The sequence below is a fragment of the Ruegeria sp. D1(2025) genome, assembly GCF_056536425.1.
The window spans coordinates 38,845-56,514 of the sequence record NZ_JBQFPO010000016.1 but is presented as its reverse complement, the minus strand read 5'-3'; the positions used below and the strand labels follow the sequence as shown (position 1 = coordinate 56,514).

Annotated in this window: 15 protein-coding genes; 5 read left to right on the top strand and 10 right to left on the bottom strand. The window is 49.2% G+C overall.

Features of this window, described 5'->3' with window-relative positions:
• The 4 genes from ACR1XU_RS21700 to ACR1XU_RS21685 form a co-directional block, all read left to right on the top strand.
• The coding region (locus ACR1XU_RS21700; RefSeq protein ID WP_480915702.1) for a universal stress protein at nt 1–117 on the top strand (117 nt) is incomplete at its 5' end.
• 888 nt (nt 118–1,005) lie between these two features.
• On the top strand, nt 1,006–1,626 hold the full coding sequence (locus tag ACR1XU_RS21695; RefSeq protein ID WP_480908678.1) for a hypothetical protein: 621 nt from the start codon (nt 1,006–1,008) through the stop codon (nt 1,624–1,626).
• Nucleotides 1,627–1,794: 168 nt separating this feature from the next.
• Nucleotides 1,795–1,989, top strand: coding sequence for a hypothetical protein (locus tag ACR1XU_RS21690; RefSeq protein ID WP_237216012.1), 195 nt, complete (start codon nt 1,795–1,797; stop codon nt 1,987–1,989).
• Entirely contained in the window at nt 1,989–3,080 is a 1,092-nt protein-coding gene (locus tag ACR1XU_RS21685; protein WP_480908679.1) for a tyrosine-type recombinase/integrase, read from the top strand. The genes ACR1XU_RS21690 and ACR1XU_RS21685 overlap by 1 nt, the downstream gene beginning before the upstream one ends.
• Nucleotides 3,081–3,485: 405 nt before the next feature.
• Here the strand turns inward: ACR1XU_RS21685 and ACR1XU_RS21680 are convergent, their stop codons facing one another.
• The 7 genes from ACR1XU_RS21680 to ACR1XU_RS21650 all read right to left on the bottom strand — a co-directional run bounded on the left by ACR1XU_RS21680 (nt 3,486) and on the right by ACR1XU_RS21650 (nt 10,067).
• Complete coding sequence (locus tag ACR1XU_RS21680) at nt 3,486–3,818, bottom strand: hypothetical protein (protein WP_480908680.1); 333 nt, start codon at nt 3,816–3,818, stop codon at nt 3,486–3,488.
• 15 nt (nt 3,819–3,833) lie between these two features.
• Nucleotides 3,834–4,298 carry a hypothetical protein gene (locus ACR1XU_RS21675; protein ID WP_480908681.1) on the bottom strand — a complete coding sequence of 155 codons (465 nt, stop codon included), beginning with the start codon at nt 4,296–4,298 and terminating at the stop codon, nt 3,834–3,836.
• 206 nt (nt 4,299–4,504) lie between these two features.
• The gene (locus ACR1XU_RS21670) at nt 4,505–5,926 is read right to left on the bottom strand and encodes a clostripain-related cysteine peptidase (protein WP_480908682.1); all 1,422 of its coding nucleotides are present in this window, start codon (nt 5,924–5,926) and stop codon (nt 4,505–4,507) included.
• Nucleotides 5,923–7,803: a RiPP maturation radical SAM C-methyltransferase gene (locus ACR1XU_RS21665; protein ID WP_480908683.1), complete on the bottom strand. Its 1,881-nt coding sequence runs from the start codon at nt 7,801–7,803 to the stop codon at nt 5,923–5,925. The genes ACR1XU_RS21670 and ACR1XU_RS21665 overlap by 4 nt, the downstream gene beginning before the upstream one ends.
• Nucleotides 7,800–8,801 carry a radical SAM protein gene (locus ACR1XU_RS21660; RefSeq protein WP_480908684.1) on the bottom strand — a complete coding sequence of 334 codons (1,002 nt, stop codon included), beginning with the start codon at nt 8,799–8,801 and terminating at the stop codon, nt 7,800–7,802. Before ACR1XU_RS21660 ends, ACR1XU_RS21665 begins: the two co-directional genes overlap by 4 nt.
• Nucleotides 8,802–8,841: 40 nt before the next feature.
• Complete coding sequence (locus tag ACR1XU_RS21655) at nt 8,842–9,087, bottom strand: Os1348 family NHLP clan protein (protein WP_480908685.1); 246 nt, start codon at nt 9,085–9,087, stop codon at nt 8,842–8,844.
• A gap of 95 nt (nt 9,088–9,182) precedes the next feature.
• The gene (locus ACR1XU_RS21650) at nt 9,183–10,067 is read right to left on the bottom strand and encodes a hypothetical protein (RefSeq protein WP_480908686.1); all 885 of its coding nucleotides are present in this window, start codon (nt 10,065–10,067) and stop codon (nt 9,183–9,185) included.
• A gap of 598 nt (nt 10,068–10,665) precedes the next feature.
• On the opposite strand from ACR1XU_RS21650, the gene ACR1XU_RS21645 reads away from it, so the two are divergent.
• Nucleotides 10,666–11,310: a recombinase family protein gene (locus tag ACR1XU_RS21645; protein WP_480908687.1), complete on the top strand. Its 645-nt coding sequence runs from the start codon at nt 10,666–10,668 to the stop codon at nt 11,308–11,310.
• 184 nt (nt 11,311–11,494) lie between these two features.
• On the opposite strand, the gene ACR1XU_RS21640 is transcribed toward ACR1XU_RS21645, so the two are convergent.
• From ACR1XU_RS21640 to ACR1XU_RS21630, 3 genes are all read right to left on the bottom strand, one after another.
• On the bottom strand, nt 11,495–12,733 hold the full coding sequence (locus ACR1XU_RS21640; protein WP_480908688.1) for a hypothetical protein: 1,239 nt from the start codon (nt 12,731–12,733) through the stop codon (nt 11,495–11,497).
• A 418-nt stretch (nt 12,734–13,151) separates the two neighbouring features.
• The gene (locus tag ACR1XU_RS21635; RefSeq protein WP_480908689.1) at nt 13,152–15,947 is read right to left on the bottom strand and encodes a DNA polymerase; all 2,796 of its coding nucleotides are present in this window, start codon (nt 15,945–15,947) and stop codon (nt 13,152–13,154) included.
• Between the two features lie 191 nt (nt 15,948–16,138).
• The gene (locus ACR1XU_RS21630) at nt 16,139–17,035 is read right to left on the bottom strand and encodes a hypothetical protein (RefSeq protein WP_480908690.1); all 897 of its coding nucleotides are present in this window, start codon (nt 17,033–17,035) and stop codon (nt 16,139–16,141) included.
• Nucleotides 17,036–17,670 lie beyond the last annotated feature (635 nt).

Sequence of the window (17,670 nt, the reverse complement as noted above, 5' to 3'; positions counted from 1 at the left end):
GACGCGGATTGCATCGTCTTGGCCTCGCACAAGCCTGGTTTTGAGGACATATTTCTAGGTTCCACTGCGAACAGAGTCGTGCATCACGCCAGGTGCTCGGTTCACGTAATTCGCTGAACCAAACCTTGCGGTGCGAGATCTTGATCGAATGGCCTCTTTCTTCGTTAGTGTTGATTGTCACTGAGCGGCAATTGAGGAGACGAATTCCCGATACAACTACTGGCACTTTGGAAAGCACTGTTTTCCGGGGCGCTTAAATGCGGGCTCGTTTGCCGCAAGTTGGCAGGGAAAATGGGGCGTGTATGTAGCTTACGACATCTGCGCAAGCGACATACAAAATGGTCGACTTGATGCCGCTGTGGCACAAGCTGTCTTTAGGTAAGGGTTTCTATTCGCAGACGCCCAAGCCGACTGCCAGCGTATCAAGAAAATAATCGAGACTTGGCTGAAATCCGGGGCGTTGGTCACAGGGCAGAAAACAGGTGCTCAACGCAAGCCTGTCCCAACTGTGGAGGTAGGCGAATGGGCAACGGTATGATGTGCGCCACCACCCAAAAATCATGGGTGGCGCAAGGTGACGCTAACACCCCCAAAAACAGTTGCGCTACCACCACCTCCCCTAAAAGGGGCGGGGGTGGTGGTGGCGCTGCGCCACCTGTCCGCTCGCGGGGTGGTCCAAAACAAAGTTGCAAACGCGACGGCGAGATGTCGGCAGGGACCTTGCGAAGACCACGGACGAACAATTTTCACGCGTCATGGGGTTTGCAGACTATGTTAATAAATGCTGTTGTTTATTGATGGGGAGACCGACGAAGCTGGAAGTCAAGATACGTTCGCTCTTTCAAGGCGATCCCATTGATTGGTGTGAAATTCGGTCACGTTGGCGGTCGTGCCCAGCAGAGGCGCACAAGCACCCAAGCGTTGTCTTCAGATAAAAGGGTAACTTCGAATCCAAACACAATGTGTGTATTGACACCTCCTAAGTGATCATTACACACTTAGGGAATGAAGTCTGGTCATCTGATAAAAACGATATCGAATGCGCTTGGTATCGAGCGAGCGACAGTTCACTTTGTTGCAAGGAAGCTCCGCGAAGCAGGCTTTCTGACGACAGGAGCGCGTGGTGTGAACGCACCGGAAATGACAACGCGTGATGCTGCGAGGCTTACGCTTGCGCTCATGACAGGCGCTCCACCAAACCGTATAGTCGAGACTTTTGAGATTTACCGTCAATTCCGGAATGATGAGTTCGAGCAGATCGAAACTGCAAGTGTAATTCAGCGTCTCGATTTCAAGCGAGAAAACAACGCCGAAGACTTCCTTGTTTACCTATTCGATTTCGTGTCGTCGCATCGGGACGAAGTGGATTCAGATATATCAATATATAACTTAGAATATAACGTCCATGAAAGACCAGCATACGTGATTTTTAAGAACGCCGGATTAGAAGTGTATTTCACAGCGGCTCACTTTCCCGAAATGGAAAAGTATGAATTCGAAGGTTACCCGACTGCGTGGCATAAGTCAGGGATTGCCAGATTATTTGAAATGGAAGGCATGCATGTCAAGCGCCAGATTTCGTTTAGAGAGATAGAGGCTATTGCTTCAGAGTTTGGATCTGAGTGATGCGACAAGTAGTCGAAGTAAACCAACCGGCCAAAACAGCGCCAATTGATCCTCGGGGTAAATTGACCCCGAACGGACATCTTGGTCAACGCTATGGAACAACGAGCGTCTTGGGAGGCACTAGCAGTGGCTAACGCTAGTCTCACTATCAACGTTAATGAGAAACGCATGCTGAAACAGTCTGAGGCGGCGGTTTACACTGGACTTCCTCCAAAGCTCTTCAAAACAACGTGCCCCGTCCAACCAATTGAAATGCGGCCCGGCACAGTCCTTTGGGACAAGCGCGATCTGGACAATTGGATTGATGCAATGAAGGAAGGGGCCGAGATGGCAACGCAGGACGTCATTCTTGGCAAGTTGTAATGACACGTGTCAGGGTTAGAGGTTTCAAGATATTCGATGATCGGCACGGGAAACCGCGCTGCTATCATCGCGCCACGAGTCACAAGATCGACCTGGAAAAAACTCCGTTAGGATCGGCTGAGTTTTTTGCGGAATGCGCCCGCATTGCTGCCATTGTAGAGGCGAGGAAGGCGCAAGCACCTAAGCCGGGAACCCTTGGCGGGCTGGTCAATGCCTATTTCCAGACTGAACACTATGGCAATTTGTCGGACGCCACCAAGCGCGACTATCGCAAGTGCTCTGACTTCCTGTACCCAATCCGGGACACGCCTGTTTCCGCAATCACGACGCCCCTCGTTTCGGGCATCCATGACAAAGCGGCGGACAAGATTGGCTGGCGGCGAGCAAACATGGTCCGCACCTTCCTGAGTCAAGTTTTTCGTTATGCCATTCCGCGCGGTCTGATCGACCGGGATTATGCGGCAGGTGTCATTCCCAAGCCGCGCCCGAAAAATCGGCCCTATGCCAACCGGCCTTGGACGGTGGAAGAACGCGCAGTTGTGCTGGATCGGGCCGCCCCGCACGTTCGAGTGGCGGTGGCGTTGATTATGAATACCGGCCTTGATCCGTCCGATGCGCTTAAGCTGACCCGTCGCCAGATAGACGGCGACACGATCTGGGGCGTCAGGGGCAAGACGGGCCAGGAAGTTGCCGTTCCAATCGGTCCGACGCTGCAAGCGGCTCTGGATGCTGCGCCCACGCACGACGCCGTGACCATCCTTGCCTCATCAAACAGAAAGCCTTGGACCTACAACGGCTTTTCGACGGTCTGGTACCGCTTCAAGAAAAAGCTGGAAGCTGAGGGCGCTGTGCAACCCGGCCTGACACTCAAGGGGCTGCGGCATACCGTGGCCACGACACTGCGAGAAGCAGGGCTTGAGGAACGCCAGATTGCGGACCTGCTGGGGCAAAAAACCCCATCGATGGCTCGCCATTATTCCCGATCCGCCAACTTGGCAGAGCGTAACCGGATAACGATGGAAACTCTGGAGAAGGAGAACGAACGCCGATCAAAAATTGTCAAACCCTTCAAGAAAACTGTCAAACCCTGAAAGGTTCAAGGATGAATATTGAGCATTATCAAGAGTTTGAATGGTGCCCGGGGGCGGAATCGAACCACCGACACGAGGATTTTCAATCAAGATACCATACGTGATTTCAATAGGTTACAACAAAGTGCATCACTTCGTGTATAACTTTTGAAAATCAAAGTGCCAAATTGAGTTTAAGGTATTGAAATATATCTATTTTTAAGTCAATCGAGTGGCGACTAGATCAGCCTACGCAAATATCCCACAACGGATGTCATCACAGAATTGATAAGCCCCAGTGCTGGCCAAAGCGCTACTTTTTTAACGCACGAATCTAAATCTGACGATCTACGAAAGCATAAAATGAAGATCAAATTTCAAGGTGTACTTTCGTATCGATCTTTACAGCAAATGCCATCACGCTCCTTACGACGGGATGGGCAGTAACTTGAAGCCAACACGATCATTGACGATCCCGCCAAGAGTGTTAACCAAATTCATCACGGCAGCTTTCACATTTCGTTGCTTGAGTGCCCTCTGAGAGGCGTAGATACTTGCTGCAGCTTTAGTCGCAAAAGCCACATGCTTTTGAGCTCGGCGCTTACTCCAACTACCATTCTTGAACTTTTTTGCTGCAAATGCCGTTTCCTTTGCGACCACGTCTACGACAGAAGTTTCAGGCTTTCCAACAGCAGTTCCGAAGATGTTTGCAATTTCGGAAGCAACGGCTTTCTTTTCGTCAGGGTTTAAAGGTTTCATTTACGAACTCCCAAATTAAAATGTTTGCACCTTGGATGCAGCAATTAAAGAACTAAGGTTCGTGTCCAGAAGCCGCCAAGTTCGCGCAGCCTCGTCGGCATCCAAACAGGGCCAAAGGCTGCCATTTGACAGTTTTGTAGGGTCTTCTGATGCGATAACTTCTTTGTCCTTCGCCTCGTCAAGGGTTATCGCTAGCTTCGAAACACTTTCTGCAAGATCATTATTGTCAGGCCAATACTCAGTACGTGCTTTCAAGAGCTTAAGATCAGACATCGTAGTCGCCCAAAAAGACTGACTTTCCTTATTGCTTACTATGCAAGACGACGGGTTCGTGCTGGAAATGATCCTTGAATAATGGGCGTCCACACCCTTTGACACACCAACGAGCTTGTCAGTTAAAAACGCATCCGTTGGTTTTGGAGTGCAGTTGCTCAAAGCAAAGAAAGGCAACGAAAAAGCTATCACTTTTCGATAAATCATGGTGAAAATCATCCTTATACAAAGACTATTCCATATCAAATATCTAACCATCCATAAACTTACCCGGCTGCTTCGAAAAACCACGCCGTTCGCCTTCGGCATCAAGATTTTCCGAACAGTGTGCAGCAGAATACACTAGGCTCAGGACTTCGGTAACGGGGTCGCTTGCCCCGCATAGATCTATGCAATCAACCCAAGGCAAAATTCTATAAGAAGTGATACGCTTTAATGAAGTCCACCCAACCCTTTAGACGCGGACTTATGTCTAGTTCATCATAAACTGAATCGTATCGAGCTATTGCAGGAAAATACGCTGACAATCCGGTCGGTTCTTGACGTTCGCTTTGAAAAGCGAAGCGCGAGTAAATCACAACCTCATTAAGCTTAGCGCGCGCAGCCGTCACTTCCCCCAAAGCCTCATGGTCTTTAAGACCATCCTCAAGCTTTTTAAGGAAATGCCCGATGTCTAAGAAGTCCTTGTCACCGCGAAAGCGCGTTGCTGTTTTTTCTGCAGCCTGAAGCAATCTGGTGTGTGTACCCAACAGCGGTTCCAAGGTATTGCCAATATCATTAAGAACTTCGGCCGCATCCTCGAGCTTCTCTCCTCTAATAGCGGCTTGTGTGACAAGGCGTAGGAAATACGCCGACTGGGCGGTCATGTAGTCATCTACGAGCCCAGCACCGACCGCCGCTAAATTTGCTGGAGCAGCGCGTAGCCGTTCCAAAACAAGATCATAACGCCATCCAGTGCGGGGTTCCTCCTCTTCAGAAGCGACGACGACCGGGGCAATATCCTTAAGTTGATAGAGCGCCTCCAAACTGCCCATTAAGCAAGCGTCAAAGCCAATCAGCGAATACTCGAACTCTGGTAAGGCACCGGCCCGCAAAGCGTTGCGCGCATTGACCAAGGCTTTTTTCAGTTCGATTGAATCGAGCGCAGAGAGATCAGTGCTATCCGAAGCTACAGCCCTCGCGAAGAGGTCCTTCACTTGACGCTGATCGCGATTGATCGTGTTCATTACTGAAGGGAGCTCGGCCTCTGCGGGCGCGCCATCGAAATTCGGCTGAACACTCACTCTCCCCGTCAACTGGTCACCATAATTCGGCAACAGTCGATTGCGTACAAAAACGTCAACCAAGCTCTCAACTGTACGCCTGAACACAAGTCCGGACGTGTTCTGTTTGTACATTCCTCCAAATTGCGCACTTCGTGCTGCAAGTTCGACTTCCTCGCCTGCCGATTTCCCAACTGCCTCCTCGATCACCTCTTCACGCCACCCTGTACCATGAGCCCAGATCACAAGAATTGTGTTTTTGGCGGGAAACGCTGTCACACCCCAAACGATAAAATCTCTTAGTACGTCGGGATGGCCAGTGTCCGTTTCGCCGATATCCGTTAAGGGAGAGACATTCTCGACCGGCCGCTTTTGCCAATTCTCATTTTGGACAATCTGGCCCCGCAACGCTGTGCCATCGCGTCCACCACCATAACGGTCAACTTGAACCGCAATTGCAACTTTATCGTCCGAACCGTATTTCTCCATTTCATGGATGTCACGCATTGCGAAGGAGTCTCGACCAAGATCATTGTCCGCTGCCATGAAAACGAGCACTGTATAGTCTCTCATTTGGTGACCTCCGATTGCTTGTTTCGAAAGAAATAAGTGCGAGAAAGCGGCTCTCGGATCTGGTTTGCCTCAAGCCCACGGCGATAACCCGGCTGCCGTAATGGTAATGCGAGCACTTGACCTCCTTCACGTAGTATAAGGCCTCGTGCGTCCAGAGAAGCAAGCACGACATCAAACGCTTTTTCGTTCAAGCCTAGAATGGCGGCAAGGCGATGTTCAGAGATTATCTCTGCAGCATACTCGAGAACTCCCGCTTCACTACGCTTTAGGTCGTATATTCTCTCACAGTTGTCCTCGCGCCGATCAGTGACCCGCACCCGGTCACCAGCCGTTTCTATGAATAGTTCATATTGTTTTCGGTTGCGGTGCCAAGTCTGTACTTCTTCAATAGCGTCAGCTGCGTAAATCTCGGCTTGGTCAACTTCAGGTGAAGAGATGACGAAGTGATAAGCGAGCCTTTGAATTTCCGTGTCCGTGAAAGGGAAAATATGCTTGTAGGCATCAAAAGCTTTCAACTGGATACCATAGACTTCCGGCGTCATAAAATAGGGGCTAAAACGATCAGCGCGAACCTTAGTGACAGCTGCTGGCGATTGCAGGTGTCGCACGCGCCAGATTACCTGGGCCGTTGCAGCGTAGTCCTCCGCTGTTTCGCCCGGGAAGCCGTAGAGAACGGCCCACTCTACAAATATTCCTGCCTCGGCAGCCAGTTTCAGGGTTTGAATATTTTGCAACAGGTTACAGCCTTTTTTCATAAGCTTAAGTACTTTGCTCGACAAGGACTCTACGCCAGGCTGAATCTTACGCACTCCCGCCTCAGCGAGGGATCGAATATTGTTAGCACTTAAATTTACCTTGGTTTCATAGTGAATGAGGTAGTTGATTTTGCTATCACGAAGTGCCGGAAGGAACGTCTTAAAATACTTGAAATCCAGTATGTTATCGACGGCCAGAATATCCGGCCCATATCGTTGAGCTATAAATTCTATCTCTTCGAAAGCACGTTTTTGGTTTTTGCTTCGATAGGACATCCCAGTGCCATTAAGGCCGCAAAATGTGCAATGATGCTTAGCACCCCACCAGCATCCGCGCGCGGACTCAAACAATGGGACAGGCTGGTACCGTTCGCTAATTTCAGGAAAGCTGGCGAGTTGATCAAAAAAATCAGAATAGTCAGGATATGGTAGTTCATCCATCTCCGCAGGGACGGTACCGCTAATTGGACCGTTCCTGCCTTCCTCTAACGCTGCTTGTCGTGATTCATCATCCTCCAATATCCGATGCACAAACTCCGGGAATGCGATGTCAGCCTCCCCTGAAAAAATCGCATCCACAAAAGGATAACTCTTAAGCGTCTGTGCACCCATATCGCCTTCACAATTGGCTCCACCAAAAATGATCACAATTTCTGGATGGCGGGCTTTTATTCGCTTCGCGAGCGCTAGGGCAGGTGTGTGCTGCTGAAATGAACTCGAAAAACCAATAATCTTGTAGACGGACCAGTCGTGAGCCCCTTCACAGTAATCCAAAAATGTACTGATGGCTGATCGAACCTTCAGAACTTCCAACTGACGCTCAAGTGGAAAGCGGTGCGGATAACGCTTGAGCAAGACCTGATTCAGAAAACGGAAGTCCATCAATTCGGCTTCCGAATTAAGCTCAGCGGCAAACAACCATTCACCGAGCATGGCCTCATAGAGACTGTCATCAGAGACCAAATCGAAAGCTTCAAACCCGACATGGTTTACAAAATCAAGATGAAAGTAACGAATTACGCTTTCGATCCCCCGAAGCGCTAACCCAGACTTCAATAGCGAAAGACCTAGGTTGGGATGGTGCGGCGTTGCGACCGGCATTGAGATGAGACAAACACTCATGCCACGCCGCCTTTTTTAAGCAATTGCAACGAAATCTCAACGACCTCGGACTTGGCGCGATCGACTAAAATCTCGCCAAGAGGTGAGCTAAAGAGACGATGGCAATTTACGCAATCGTGAGCCTTTGGATCGACACCTGCGGTTACCAACTCAACATTGCTTGCGAATTTCATTAGATGCGTCGGACCGCATGCTGCAAGCATCGACCACTTGAAACTATCGCGTCGGCGCTTCAGTAGTTCGGCTGCACTCTTACTCGGATAACGGCCAAGCGCGATCGCATCTGTGAATCCACCCACGGCACAACACGGGTAGACAGTACCGTCGTGAATGATGGCAATAGTGTCGAAATCCGAGCCGCAAGCTCGTCCGCGCTCCCAATAAGAGGCTGGAAATAGACTGTGCGGATTGAGTTTCTTCGCTCCACGACCAATTGGCAGAGCTTTGACCTGCACCACGCGAAGCTCAAATCCTTCCTCATCAAGAGCTGCAAGCGCATTTTCAATACTTGATTCACGACTCACTACACATGTCATCTCAACCGTGATTCCAAGTCGTCGGCAAACACGGATCGCCGTTTTTACACGCTCGGCAGAAATGAAAGTTTCGTGGAAACGATCCCAACTGACGCAAAGTGAATGCAAACCAGCATCACGCAAGGGAAGCAATCGGGCTATTGCAGCTTCATCAGAGTGCGCGAAACTGGCGTTAGTTACAATACGAAAGTCAACAGGACGGCTTGCGCAATGTCGCGCTACGGCGAGCACATAGTTGGGGTCGACAAAAGCCTCACCACCAGAAAGAGTAACGACTTCAATGGTGGAGCAGTCGATCAATTCATCTATGAATTTAAGCGCTTGTACTAAGTCAAGGCGCCCCTTCACCCTGGGCGAAGAGTTAAAAACGCAGTGATGACAGGCAACGTCACATTCCCAACTCGGGATTAGTGCGAGGTTGCGAACACCAAATCGGTTATTTGTACTCGCTTGCTGATCCATCTCAAGATTTGGCTGGGCACAACTTTGCCGCCGGACAGACCTACAGCCACAGACCTACAACCGCACGGCCCCCAAGCCTGTTTTCAACTTCATCGGCAGCGTCTGGGAAAGAGCCTGCACCCAGTGCCTTAAAAAAGTTAATTGCATCGTCGGACAATTCCCCATAACCAAGCACTTTAAGAACTCCCTCAGGGTCTGCGATTAGCTTCGCCCGGAAATCGCTATCCATAATTGCGCGACCAAGAATCTTTTGAACGTCGTTAAGTTCAATACTTGAAATGGCCATAATTGACCTCCCATTTTTAGGCTCTAGAGCGAGCATGATGTATTTTGGCAATGAATAAGGGTTAACACAAACGACTAATTTTCGCAATCCATCTCTCAGCCCCCGGCCAAAACCATCTCAATCCTTTCATTAAAACTTTCCGCTGCCCGTTTGAACGCAGCATTCGTAAGATGGAGTTCGTTCACCCAATCATTTTTTGAAAACTTTTCTCTAAAATCAACAACATGGAAGTAATCGTATTGTCGAGAAAGCTCGGCCAACATGTCATTGAAGGCATCAATCAAAAAAGAAACGATTTCTGTTTGCTCCACTGGATCAACAATACGCTTCTTCGTCATGGCTGGCCTAAGCCACGGACCGATGAAGCTGTAACCCAGTATTCGGCCAACTCCTTTCCCCGATGGTATTGCATAAGCGTAGCCATGAGTGAGGATATGTATTTTACGATCAATATTCCAAATTCTCTCAATCATTTCTGTGTAAGCTGATTTGAAAGTGTCGTTTACTAGAAAGCTTAGGTGATCCGAGCGAAGTGGCTGCCGACCACTCGATTTGTGGTTTAGTAACCCCTCCAACTCTGGACCGGCAATATCGTTGCCGCCACCTGAAAAAAGAAAAAACTTTGGTTGATGCTTTTTTATGTCAGCCAAGACGTCTTCGAACTGAGGGGGAATCAGACTGTACGATCTCGATCGAAATTCTGTTCCATACACCATGTTCTCAAGGGTATCTCCAGGCGTAGCATGGCGAATTATTGAGTAATCGGTCGCGTCAGCAAGGAAATCAATAATATCAAGCCCGGCAAAAGAGTAGTTGAACCACGAATCTCCCTCAGCAATGATTTTCGTTCCGCCTCTGTCTGCAAAAACCCGATGGGAGTCCTTATTATATTTCGACCAAATATCGGCTTTTATTGCTTCCACCTCCGCATCACTTAAAGCATTTAGATCAGAAACACTGAGTTTATCTAGAACGCCCATTTCTTCTCCAACTATTTAATTTGGCAGTGAAACTATACCGTATACCAATGCAAGTTCTTGGCACCTCGAGTATTAGGGTTACTTTACTGTTCTTTATGTCCTAGTAGGGGTCGTCGACAGATCTGTCGAAGTTGTAAGATGGTCTGACAGTGTATGTTAGAAACAGTACGGTGCCTAGCACAACCTGAATCGCACGCCAGGAAATTTATCCACATTTTGCTTCGGCGAGGTATCCCAACCATAACAAATGAATTTCAATCGAGTATAAACAGATTTTGGAGTTGATCTACGAGTTCCAGATATAACAATTACCGCTTTTGATAAGTCTCGTGTGCTTCAATCAAGGGGTAATACGACTGCTTGGGGCCGAAGCTTGAAGTAACATGCCCTCCGCGCTGGCAACAAAGGTCAACAGAGCTCCAACTCAATCAAATCAAAAAAACAAAACAAAACAAAACAAAACAAATGACAGTTTTGGGATATCAATTCGACCGTCAACACCTCCTCGCACACTGGACCGAACCGTTGCCCACCCACCCGAGAAATCCGACGCCTTCTACGACAAACCTTGGTTTGTCGTTTACGAAGAAGGGAAGGCATGACCGAGTATGTAGTTTACTATCGGGTTTCGACTGAACGGCAGGGACGATCCGGCCTCGGGCTGGAAGCACAGCGTGCGATGGTCGAGCAATTCCTTACGCCCGCCGATCAGGTGATTGCCGAGTTTACCGAAATCCAATCCGGCAAACGGGACGACCGGGCCGAGCTATGGAACGCGATCAATCTTGTGAAGAAGACCCGCTCGAAGCTGCTGATACCGAAGCTGGACAGATTTTCCCGGAAGGTGTCGTTCATCTCGGGGATCATCGACCAAGGGATTGAGCTTGTCGTCTGCGAACACCCGAACGTCTCAACATTCTTCCTGCACCTGCTGGCCTGCTTTGCTGAGGAAGAACGCCGACAGATATCAGAACGCACCAGAGCCGCACTCAGAGCGGCGAAGAACCGGGGTACCATCCTTGGCCGGAATGCACATGCCTTGGCGGTTCAACGGCAGTCAGAGAAGCGGATGTTCTTCGAATCGATCCGCATCGAATTTGAACGTGCGTTGGTCGAGGCTGGAACATATTCAGGTGCGGCAAGACTGCTCAACGAACGTGGCGTTACAACGAGCAAAGGTGGCCGCTGGCATCCCCAGACAATAAAAAATTACTCTCATTTCATAAACAATGAGGGATTGTAGTATCTTGACTGCTTTAGCAGCAAGCAGCTGCCATAGCCGGAAAAACAGCGACTTTAGACTTATACAAAAGTCAATAACTCCTCAACCGCGCGTCACTTGGAACAATGCATCCACCGTTATTCTGCTGTATCAGCTCATTAGAAGTCCGGCCATCCAATGTGTCATCTCGAACACGAGAAACTGACTACTTACTTGGAGGTTTTGGATTCACAAGAGTCTCCAGCCTTGATATCAGCATATCAATATCAGTGGTCTTTCCGCCCCACAACCTACTTTTAGCTTCAATAAATGGTTCCGATTTAACTATCTCTAAGAATGCAGATACATCCTTTCTTTCAAGATGATCCAATGATAGAGCGGCCAATGCAGCGGACTTAACCTCCCAAGATCGACGTTCTTGCACAGCCGCCACCAAGATGCGTTGAAATATTCCGACTACCACTAGCGCGAGTAGTATTATTGCGGTGCGAACAACTATTATATCCCAATTTGTTCGAGAAACTCCTTCTAACTCACGCCTGAGTTCGGTAAGGCGAGAAATAAACAAGTCCGCCTCTGCCTGAATTTCTCCACCGTCGGTCGTCGCAGAGTTTAACTCATCGAATGTTGATTTTAGAAAATCTGAAAGGCTGACGGTGCCATAAGCCCTTGACTCAAAAAGGATGCTTGAATCTAGTTCAATAATTTTCGGATCCGAACTTTCAGCCGCTGGCCTCGAAGTACCCGAGTTTTTGAATTCCTTAGTGACAGCAATCAAATCCAAAGTGATGTCTTCATACTTTGTGCTAAACGCAATCGGCGACCTCTCGATTTCGTCTATCAAAGAGTTTGCACGTCTAGTAGCCGAACTTTCAAACACAGCTTGGAACATTGCAATTGCGAACAAAACCGTCACGACGATGCAAACGCTGGCCAAATAGAACCGCATCTCGGAACGTAAAATAGCTTCGCGTGCCAAACCTCGAAGTGATTGTGTTTGAGTTAATTCCTGTTCCTGCCCACCCTGCTGTTCACCTGCGTTTGAATTTTCCACACTTTTTAAGCTGACAAATAACTTCAAATAGATGGAGTTAGCAGCCGCCAGCCAAGTTGAGAAAAGTTCAAAGTACGCTCTTAATAACCTAAACGCGATTGGTATGCTTAACGCGATTATTACAATTTCCACCAACTCTTGCGAACTTATGCTTGGTATACCGTCAATTATTGTTATTTCATTTGGTTCCCTTATAAAGTTTCTAGAAATAATTGCCTGGCTTTGATTGTCAATCTGCTGAACTATCAGCCCCAATATTTCAAGAACAATAATTAGCCTCATTATTATGAAAACGGAAGACTTTTCAGTATTCCAGTCATGATTACCCGTGATTGTTTCTCGAGCAAGTCTTAATGTTCGATACCCCAACGCAACAAGAAGAACTGTCATTAGAAATAGCGCGTAAAGGTTTCCGCTTGATACGTAATATCCTGTTAAAAGTGAGTTAACTGGAAAATATAGAAGGCTAGGTATTACAATAAACCCAACCGCGAACCAAAGGAAAGCCCCTCGGTCAGACTGAAATGGTTCCATACGCTAGCCTTTCAGTTTCGACGAGATCATCATCTGCTGCGGAAACAACTGTCATCAAAGCTTAGACTCGCAGTTGAACCACCGCAATTGGTATGGTCTTCCATCCGAATACAATCTTCACTTAGTCTGCCTTGCTGTGCTCCTACACTCTAAGGGTATCAGAGACCGGAACGATCAGCGGGTACAAACACTGTCGCAATTTCAGGTTTTCGCACGGCACGCGAAAACCGGGCCAGTGGGTTGAGGCCTACTATCGCGGCCCAAACTACGCTTCCTAACCTGCCAGAGCATCCAGCGCACCTTTCACCGGGTCCCGAGGGTGCAACGTCATATCAGCGTTCTCCACCGCCAAATCGAACGCAGCTTTCGGCGTCAGGAATTGCTCAACATCCAATTCAGGGAACAACGCTTGCTTGATGTTTGCCAACAGCACAACGGACTGTGCCGTCCGTGGCACCTGATGCGGCACGAACACCTTTTTCTTTCGGGCATTGTCTACATCCGTTTTGGTGCAGGGAATGCCAAAGCCATCGTTCAGGATTTGGGCTAGTTCTTTCACCTTGAGCTTGTAATCGGGGGTGATGCCATCCCGCTCGAAAGATTCCACATTGATCTTGTGAGTACCTGCTTTCCGCAGCTTGTGTGCAATGCTCAGGTCACGGCGAAGGCGTTTCAGGACGCCATCCTCTTTGGCAATGTAGGCCCCAGCCGGACCTTGAGCGGACAGTTTGCCCTCAAAGTACAAAGCCCATGCCCGGAAGTCCGACAGCGACTTCAGACAATGCGCGGTCTGTTTGTTGTAGTCCGACCAGATGTCCCGAGTTGTGTTGAACTGATCCACGGTATCCCACGGCTTGGTTGAGAATGCCAAATGGGAACGGGATTGCCCCCCTTCAGTCGTCACGGCAACATCACCAGCAGCCTCTGGCCTGCGCTTCCAGTCGAACTCCATCGACAGCCGCTTGGTCATCGTCTTGTCAACAAAGTCCATGCCCTGTTCATACATCTCCCGGATGCCAGCACCCATTGTGACGGTCATCGTGTCTGTGGGTTTACGGTCAAAGAACAGATCGACGATTTGGCCATTCTGCTCCGCCTTCGACAGTTTGGAGTTCAGTTTGATACCGCCCTTGGCCAACACCACCCGTTCGTCTTCCTTGGGCACCATGCCGGTGCCATCCCAGTCCTTGGATTCAGACGGCTCCAATGTGGCTTGGCCACGGGTACGCCAACCAATCGGCTTTCGAACGATATGTTTGATTTCATAAATCTTGGTTTCGTTGAAGGGCTCATCGCCAACAGTAAGCCTGCGTCGCGATGCCAGATAGTTCCGTCCAAGGAACCCGGTCGCCGCCGCTTTCATCTGCTCGTCTGTGGCCGTCGTCAGAAAGCCATCGGTCGTCACACTGAAGATACTGACATCCTCAGGCAGAGCGTTCATGATCTCCCCCAGCACACCCCGACAAAAGGCCGTGATGAAGGATGCAAAAACCGGATTGGTGATCTTGCTCGGCCCAAGCGGTTTGGTTTCAGCTTCCCTCAAATCGTAGATACGCCGCTCCCGCAAACCCTGCGCCGTCTTGCCGTATGTGGAATTGACCAGCTCTTTCCAGAACAGATTGTGCAGTGTCTTCTTGGGATGCTTGGACCGTTCTTCGATGCAGTGATGGGTGAAGCCGGTGAAAGGCCGTTTAGCGTCTATTCCATCCGCCCTGCCAACTCTCCGGGAGTCGATCCGCTTGCCATCCACCAACTCAATATCGGCCCCAAGTTGTTGGGCCAGGAATATTTCGCTGACATGGGTGGAACTGTTGCCCTTCCTCGGAAACACCAACCCGTTCTCTGTCCGCACCGGCAAAACCGGGTACCGCACATCGTCCGGGAATTCGAAGTTCACATTGGCGAATGCCAGATCACCATGAACCAACTCACCGCTGAACAGCTCATGTGTATCCCGTATCTCCCGAATGCTTGACCAGTCGGGCACACCAATAAGCGCCATGGCTGACGGATACGCACTTGTCAGGTCATAATCATACCAAACGCCATCAGGTGCAGGGCCAAACCAAAATTGTTCATTGCGGCCACCGTGATAGCACTCGGTGAAGAAATCCTCATTGATAAACAGCTTTCGAATAGGGACGGTCTTTTTCTTGGATTGGTATCGACCGCTTTTCTTGTTCCAGTACTTCTCCTCCACGACTTCTTTGCCAACAACGTCGAGCGGGTCTATCCCTTTTGCCCACCAATGTGCCTGAAACAGATCAACGCCGATGGAGGTCAGTGTTACCGGCAATTTGAACTCACCGGTCTTTTCGAAATACAGTCGGATCATGCGGATTGTGTATTGCGCACAGACCTCTGCATCTCGGATGGCATAGTCCTTGAACAGCGGCCAATTGTCCCTCATCAGGTCGGCCATGTGTTCCTTGTAGTGCTGTTCCTGCTTCGGATCGTCAGATAGCTTCAGCTTCTCATAGCCAAGGATTTCTCCCAGCTTTTCAAGGCTTTTGGCTCCTGCGGGGGCCAGAGCAACCGTGTCCCGGATTGCCACATGCAGCTTGATCGGCCTGAGCGTTTCACCCCGCTTCAGACTAACCTTGATGTCCTTTTCTACATTCATGAACAGATTGCGGACATTCTCCAGATTCATGGCTTTCCGGGTTTTCTCTTCCTTGAAGTCAGAGAACCCCGGCACATCTGCCCGTGTGAAGTGAGCAACCAGATAGACGTTCACCGGCACTTTCAGATTGGGGTGCTGGGTAAACCCATCCCGCAGCGCATGTTCCACAAACTCGGCCAAAGTCAGCCGGTCGTCATCTGCTGGCCCTTTCGGCCGCACAATACCGGACCAGTGCTGTTCTTCCCCTGCGTTGTCCGGCGTGATGACGTGACAGCTATATTGGTATGACAGCACCTGATTGCGGACCTCGGCCAAATCATCTGAATTTACAAACGGTGCCCGCTGGTACTCCGTATCAAAGCCGATGACGAGGTAACGAGTGTACCGAGAGTTCTTCTGGTTCTTCGGATAAAATTGATCTTTCCGAAAAGTGAGCTTGGCTTGCATAGGGTCTCAAGTTCTGATCATGATGCTGGAACGTGCCACGCTGCCATAGCGGCAAAAATGGTAATTGTTAATCCCTTACACCCATACGGAACTTTTACTATTTTTGAGCTCAAGCGGCTGATACCGCAACCACCTCGGCGAACCGGTTGATTGCCTGACGTCCTTTACGGCTCACCACTCTGCTGTTGCAGCTAGCATCCTCTTTCAATGGGCAAACCAAGAGTCTTCGCTGCCTGAATAAATCGATCAATATTGCCAACACCCCACTGATTTGAGACAGCAATTTCTGCATCGGCTAGCGCAATGACTTCATCAGGATTCAAAAAGTGGCGCTTTCGTCCGGTTTGAGAAACGATTTTGTTGGCCTCTTCCAAAGTTGCAAACACCCCTGATGAACCTTGACAGCCCTTTGGAAAAACCTTCTCCAATGCCGAATATGTAATATCGGGATTCATTGAGACGTACTTCTTCGTTACAGCCAGAACCAATCGGCCCTTCCCATAAAGTTCACCTTCGAACAGGTATTTACTGGTATCTTTGATTGAAGCCGTACTTTTGAAATAGCTTTCTGTGACGACGTAGACATTGCCCTTTTCACTTCGAAAACGCTGGATAGTAAGTGCAGCAATCGGAATGTCGTCGTCTTTCGTTGTGTATCCGTTTGCGATCTTGCGAGCCAAGTCTTCGTCGATAGAGCTGCCCACCAATACACCGATCCACTTTGGATTCGGTGCAATCTCATTCGGAATGATGTTTGGGTAGTCGTCTAGAATCCTATCTTTGGTTTCAAGGTAGTCCTCAAGCTGATCAAGGTGCACATCCTTAAGTTGGCCGAGCTTGAGTTCTACAACACCAATGTACTCCTGTGCGTAAGTGACGAGCAGATCAATTCGGCCGTCTGTATCTTTGCTTTTCCGACCTTGCTTCAAAGTGAGTTCTTCAGCGACCACGTCCACATCAACGAATGGCTCGTCGAGAGCCAAAACACCCTCATTCTCAACGAGGTAGGCCTCCATAGAGAGCTCCCGCCGGAAGTCAAACCGCTTGAGTTTTTCGTCATTGGCGGTGAAGTGCCTAAGAATCTTCATCGAATTTCCTTTGCTTCCAATAACCATTGAACACTGGTCAGTGTTTTGTTCAAATGACAACCACCACCTGCATTATCCGGTGTAGTAAATCGGTTATTTTATGCTTGAACGTGATACGCTGTGATGCAGGAAAAAATAGTAATTGTTAATCCTTTACACCCATACGGCACTTTTACTATTTTTCTGATGCCCGACTGCACGGCTGTGGGAAAATTTGCCCCAATCCCGGCATGACGTGGGACATTCTCCCTAATTTGTGCTGACACTGATTTTATCACGGATTCACGACCAAACATCAATCTGTGCCCCCTAAATAGACCATACGCAGACACACACCGTACACGACAACACACATCACCACATTGAACACAGCTCGTAGCTCTCTTGCATCAGGACCGCGATGCAAACCACATATAGACAGCCCGAAGCGTCATGCGATCAGAAGGTACTTTCCGCCGGATGGTGACGAACCGAATTCAGTAGGCCAGCAGACATGACGTCATCGAATAGTAGGGTCAGGAGACAGCGAAAGCGGGGGAAGGATGAAAGCCCCCATGAGAGAGCCAGAGCAAAATAATTGTCATCACGAGACGGGGAAGTGCCGTCGCCGAGCTAGTCAAGCTGCCGTCCACGCA

What these genes read in the sequence shown, in the direction of transcription:
- ACR1XU_RS21665 (WP_480908683.1), bottom strand. Translation starts at nt 7,803, where the DNA reads ATGAGTGTTTGTCTCATCTCAATGCCGGTCGCAACGCCGCACCATCCC.
- ACR1XU_RS21635 (WP_480908689.1), bottom strand. Translation starts at nt 15,947, where the DNA reads ATGCAAGCCAAGCTCACTTTTCGGAAAGATCAATTTTATCCGAAGAAC.
- ACR1XU_RS21655 (WP_480908685.1), bottom strand. Translation starts at nt 9,087, where the DNA reads ATGGCCATTTCAAGTATTGAACTTAACGACGTTCAAAAGATTCTTGGT.
- ACR1XU_RS21640 (WP_480908688.1), bottom strand. Translation starts at nt 12,733, where the DNA reads ATGACAGTTCTTCTTGTTGCGTTGGGGTATCGAACATTAAGACTTGCT.
- ACR1XU_RS21630 (WP_480908690.1), bottom strand. Translation starts at nt 17,035, where the DNA reads ATGAAGATTCTTAGGCACTTCACCGCCAATGACGAAAAACTCAAGCGG.
- ACR1XU_RS21670 (WP_480908682.1), bottom strand. Translation starts at nt 5,926, where the DNA reads ATGAGAGACTATACAGTGCTCGTTTTCATGGCAGCGGACAATGATCTT.
- ACR1XU_RS21675 (WP_480908681.1), bottom strand. Translation starts at nt 4,298, where the DNA reads ATGATTTATCGAAAAGTGATAGCTTTTTCGTTGCCTTTCTTTGCTTTG.
- ACR1XU_RS21645 (WP_480908687.1), top strand. Translation starts at nt 10,666, where the DNA reads ATGACCGAGTATGTAGTTTACTATCGGGTTTCGACTGAACGGCAGGGA.
- ACR1XU_RS21650 (WP_480908686.1), bottom strand. Translation starts at nt 10,067, where the DNA reads ATGGGCGTTCTAGATAAACTCAGTGTTTCTGATCTAAATGCTTTAAGT.
- ACR1XU_RS21695 (WP_480908678.1), top strand. Translation starts at nt 1,006, where the DNA reads ATGAAGTCTGGTCATCTGATAAAAACGATATCGAATGCGCTTGGTATC.
- ACR1XU_RS21660 (WP_480908684.1), bottom strand. Translation starts at nt 8,801, where the DNA reads ATGGATCAGCAAGCGAGTACAAATAACCGATTTGGTGTTCGCAACCTC.
- ACR1XU_RS21680 (WP_480908680.1), bottom strand. Translation starts at nt 3,818, where the DNA reads ATGAAACCTTTAAACCCTGACGAAAAGAAAGCCGTTGCTTCCGAAATT.
- ACR1XU_RS21685 (WP_480908679.1), top strand. Translation starts at nt 1,989, where the DNA reads ATGACACGTGTCAGGGTTAGAGGTTTCAAGATATTCGATGATCGGCAC.
- ACR1XU_RS21690 (WP_237216012.1), top strand. Translation starts at nt 1,795, where the DNA reads ATGCTGAAACAGTCTGAGGCGGCGGTTTACACTGGACTTCCTCCAAAG.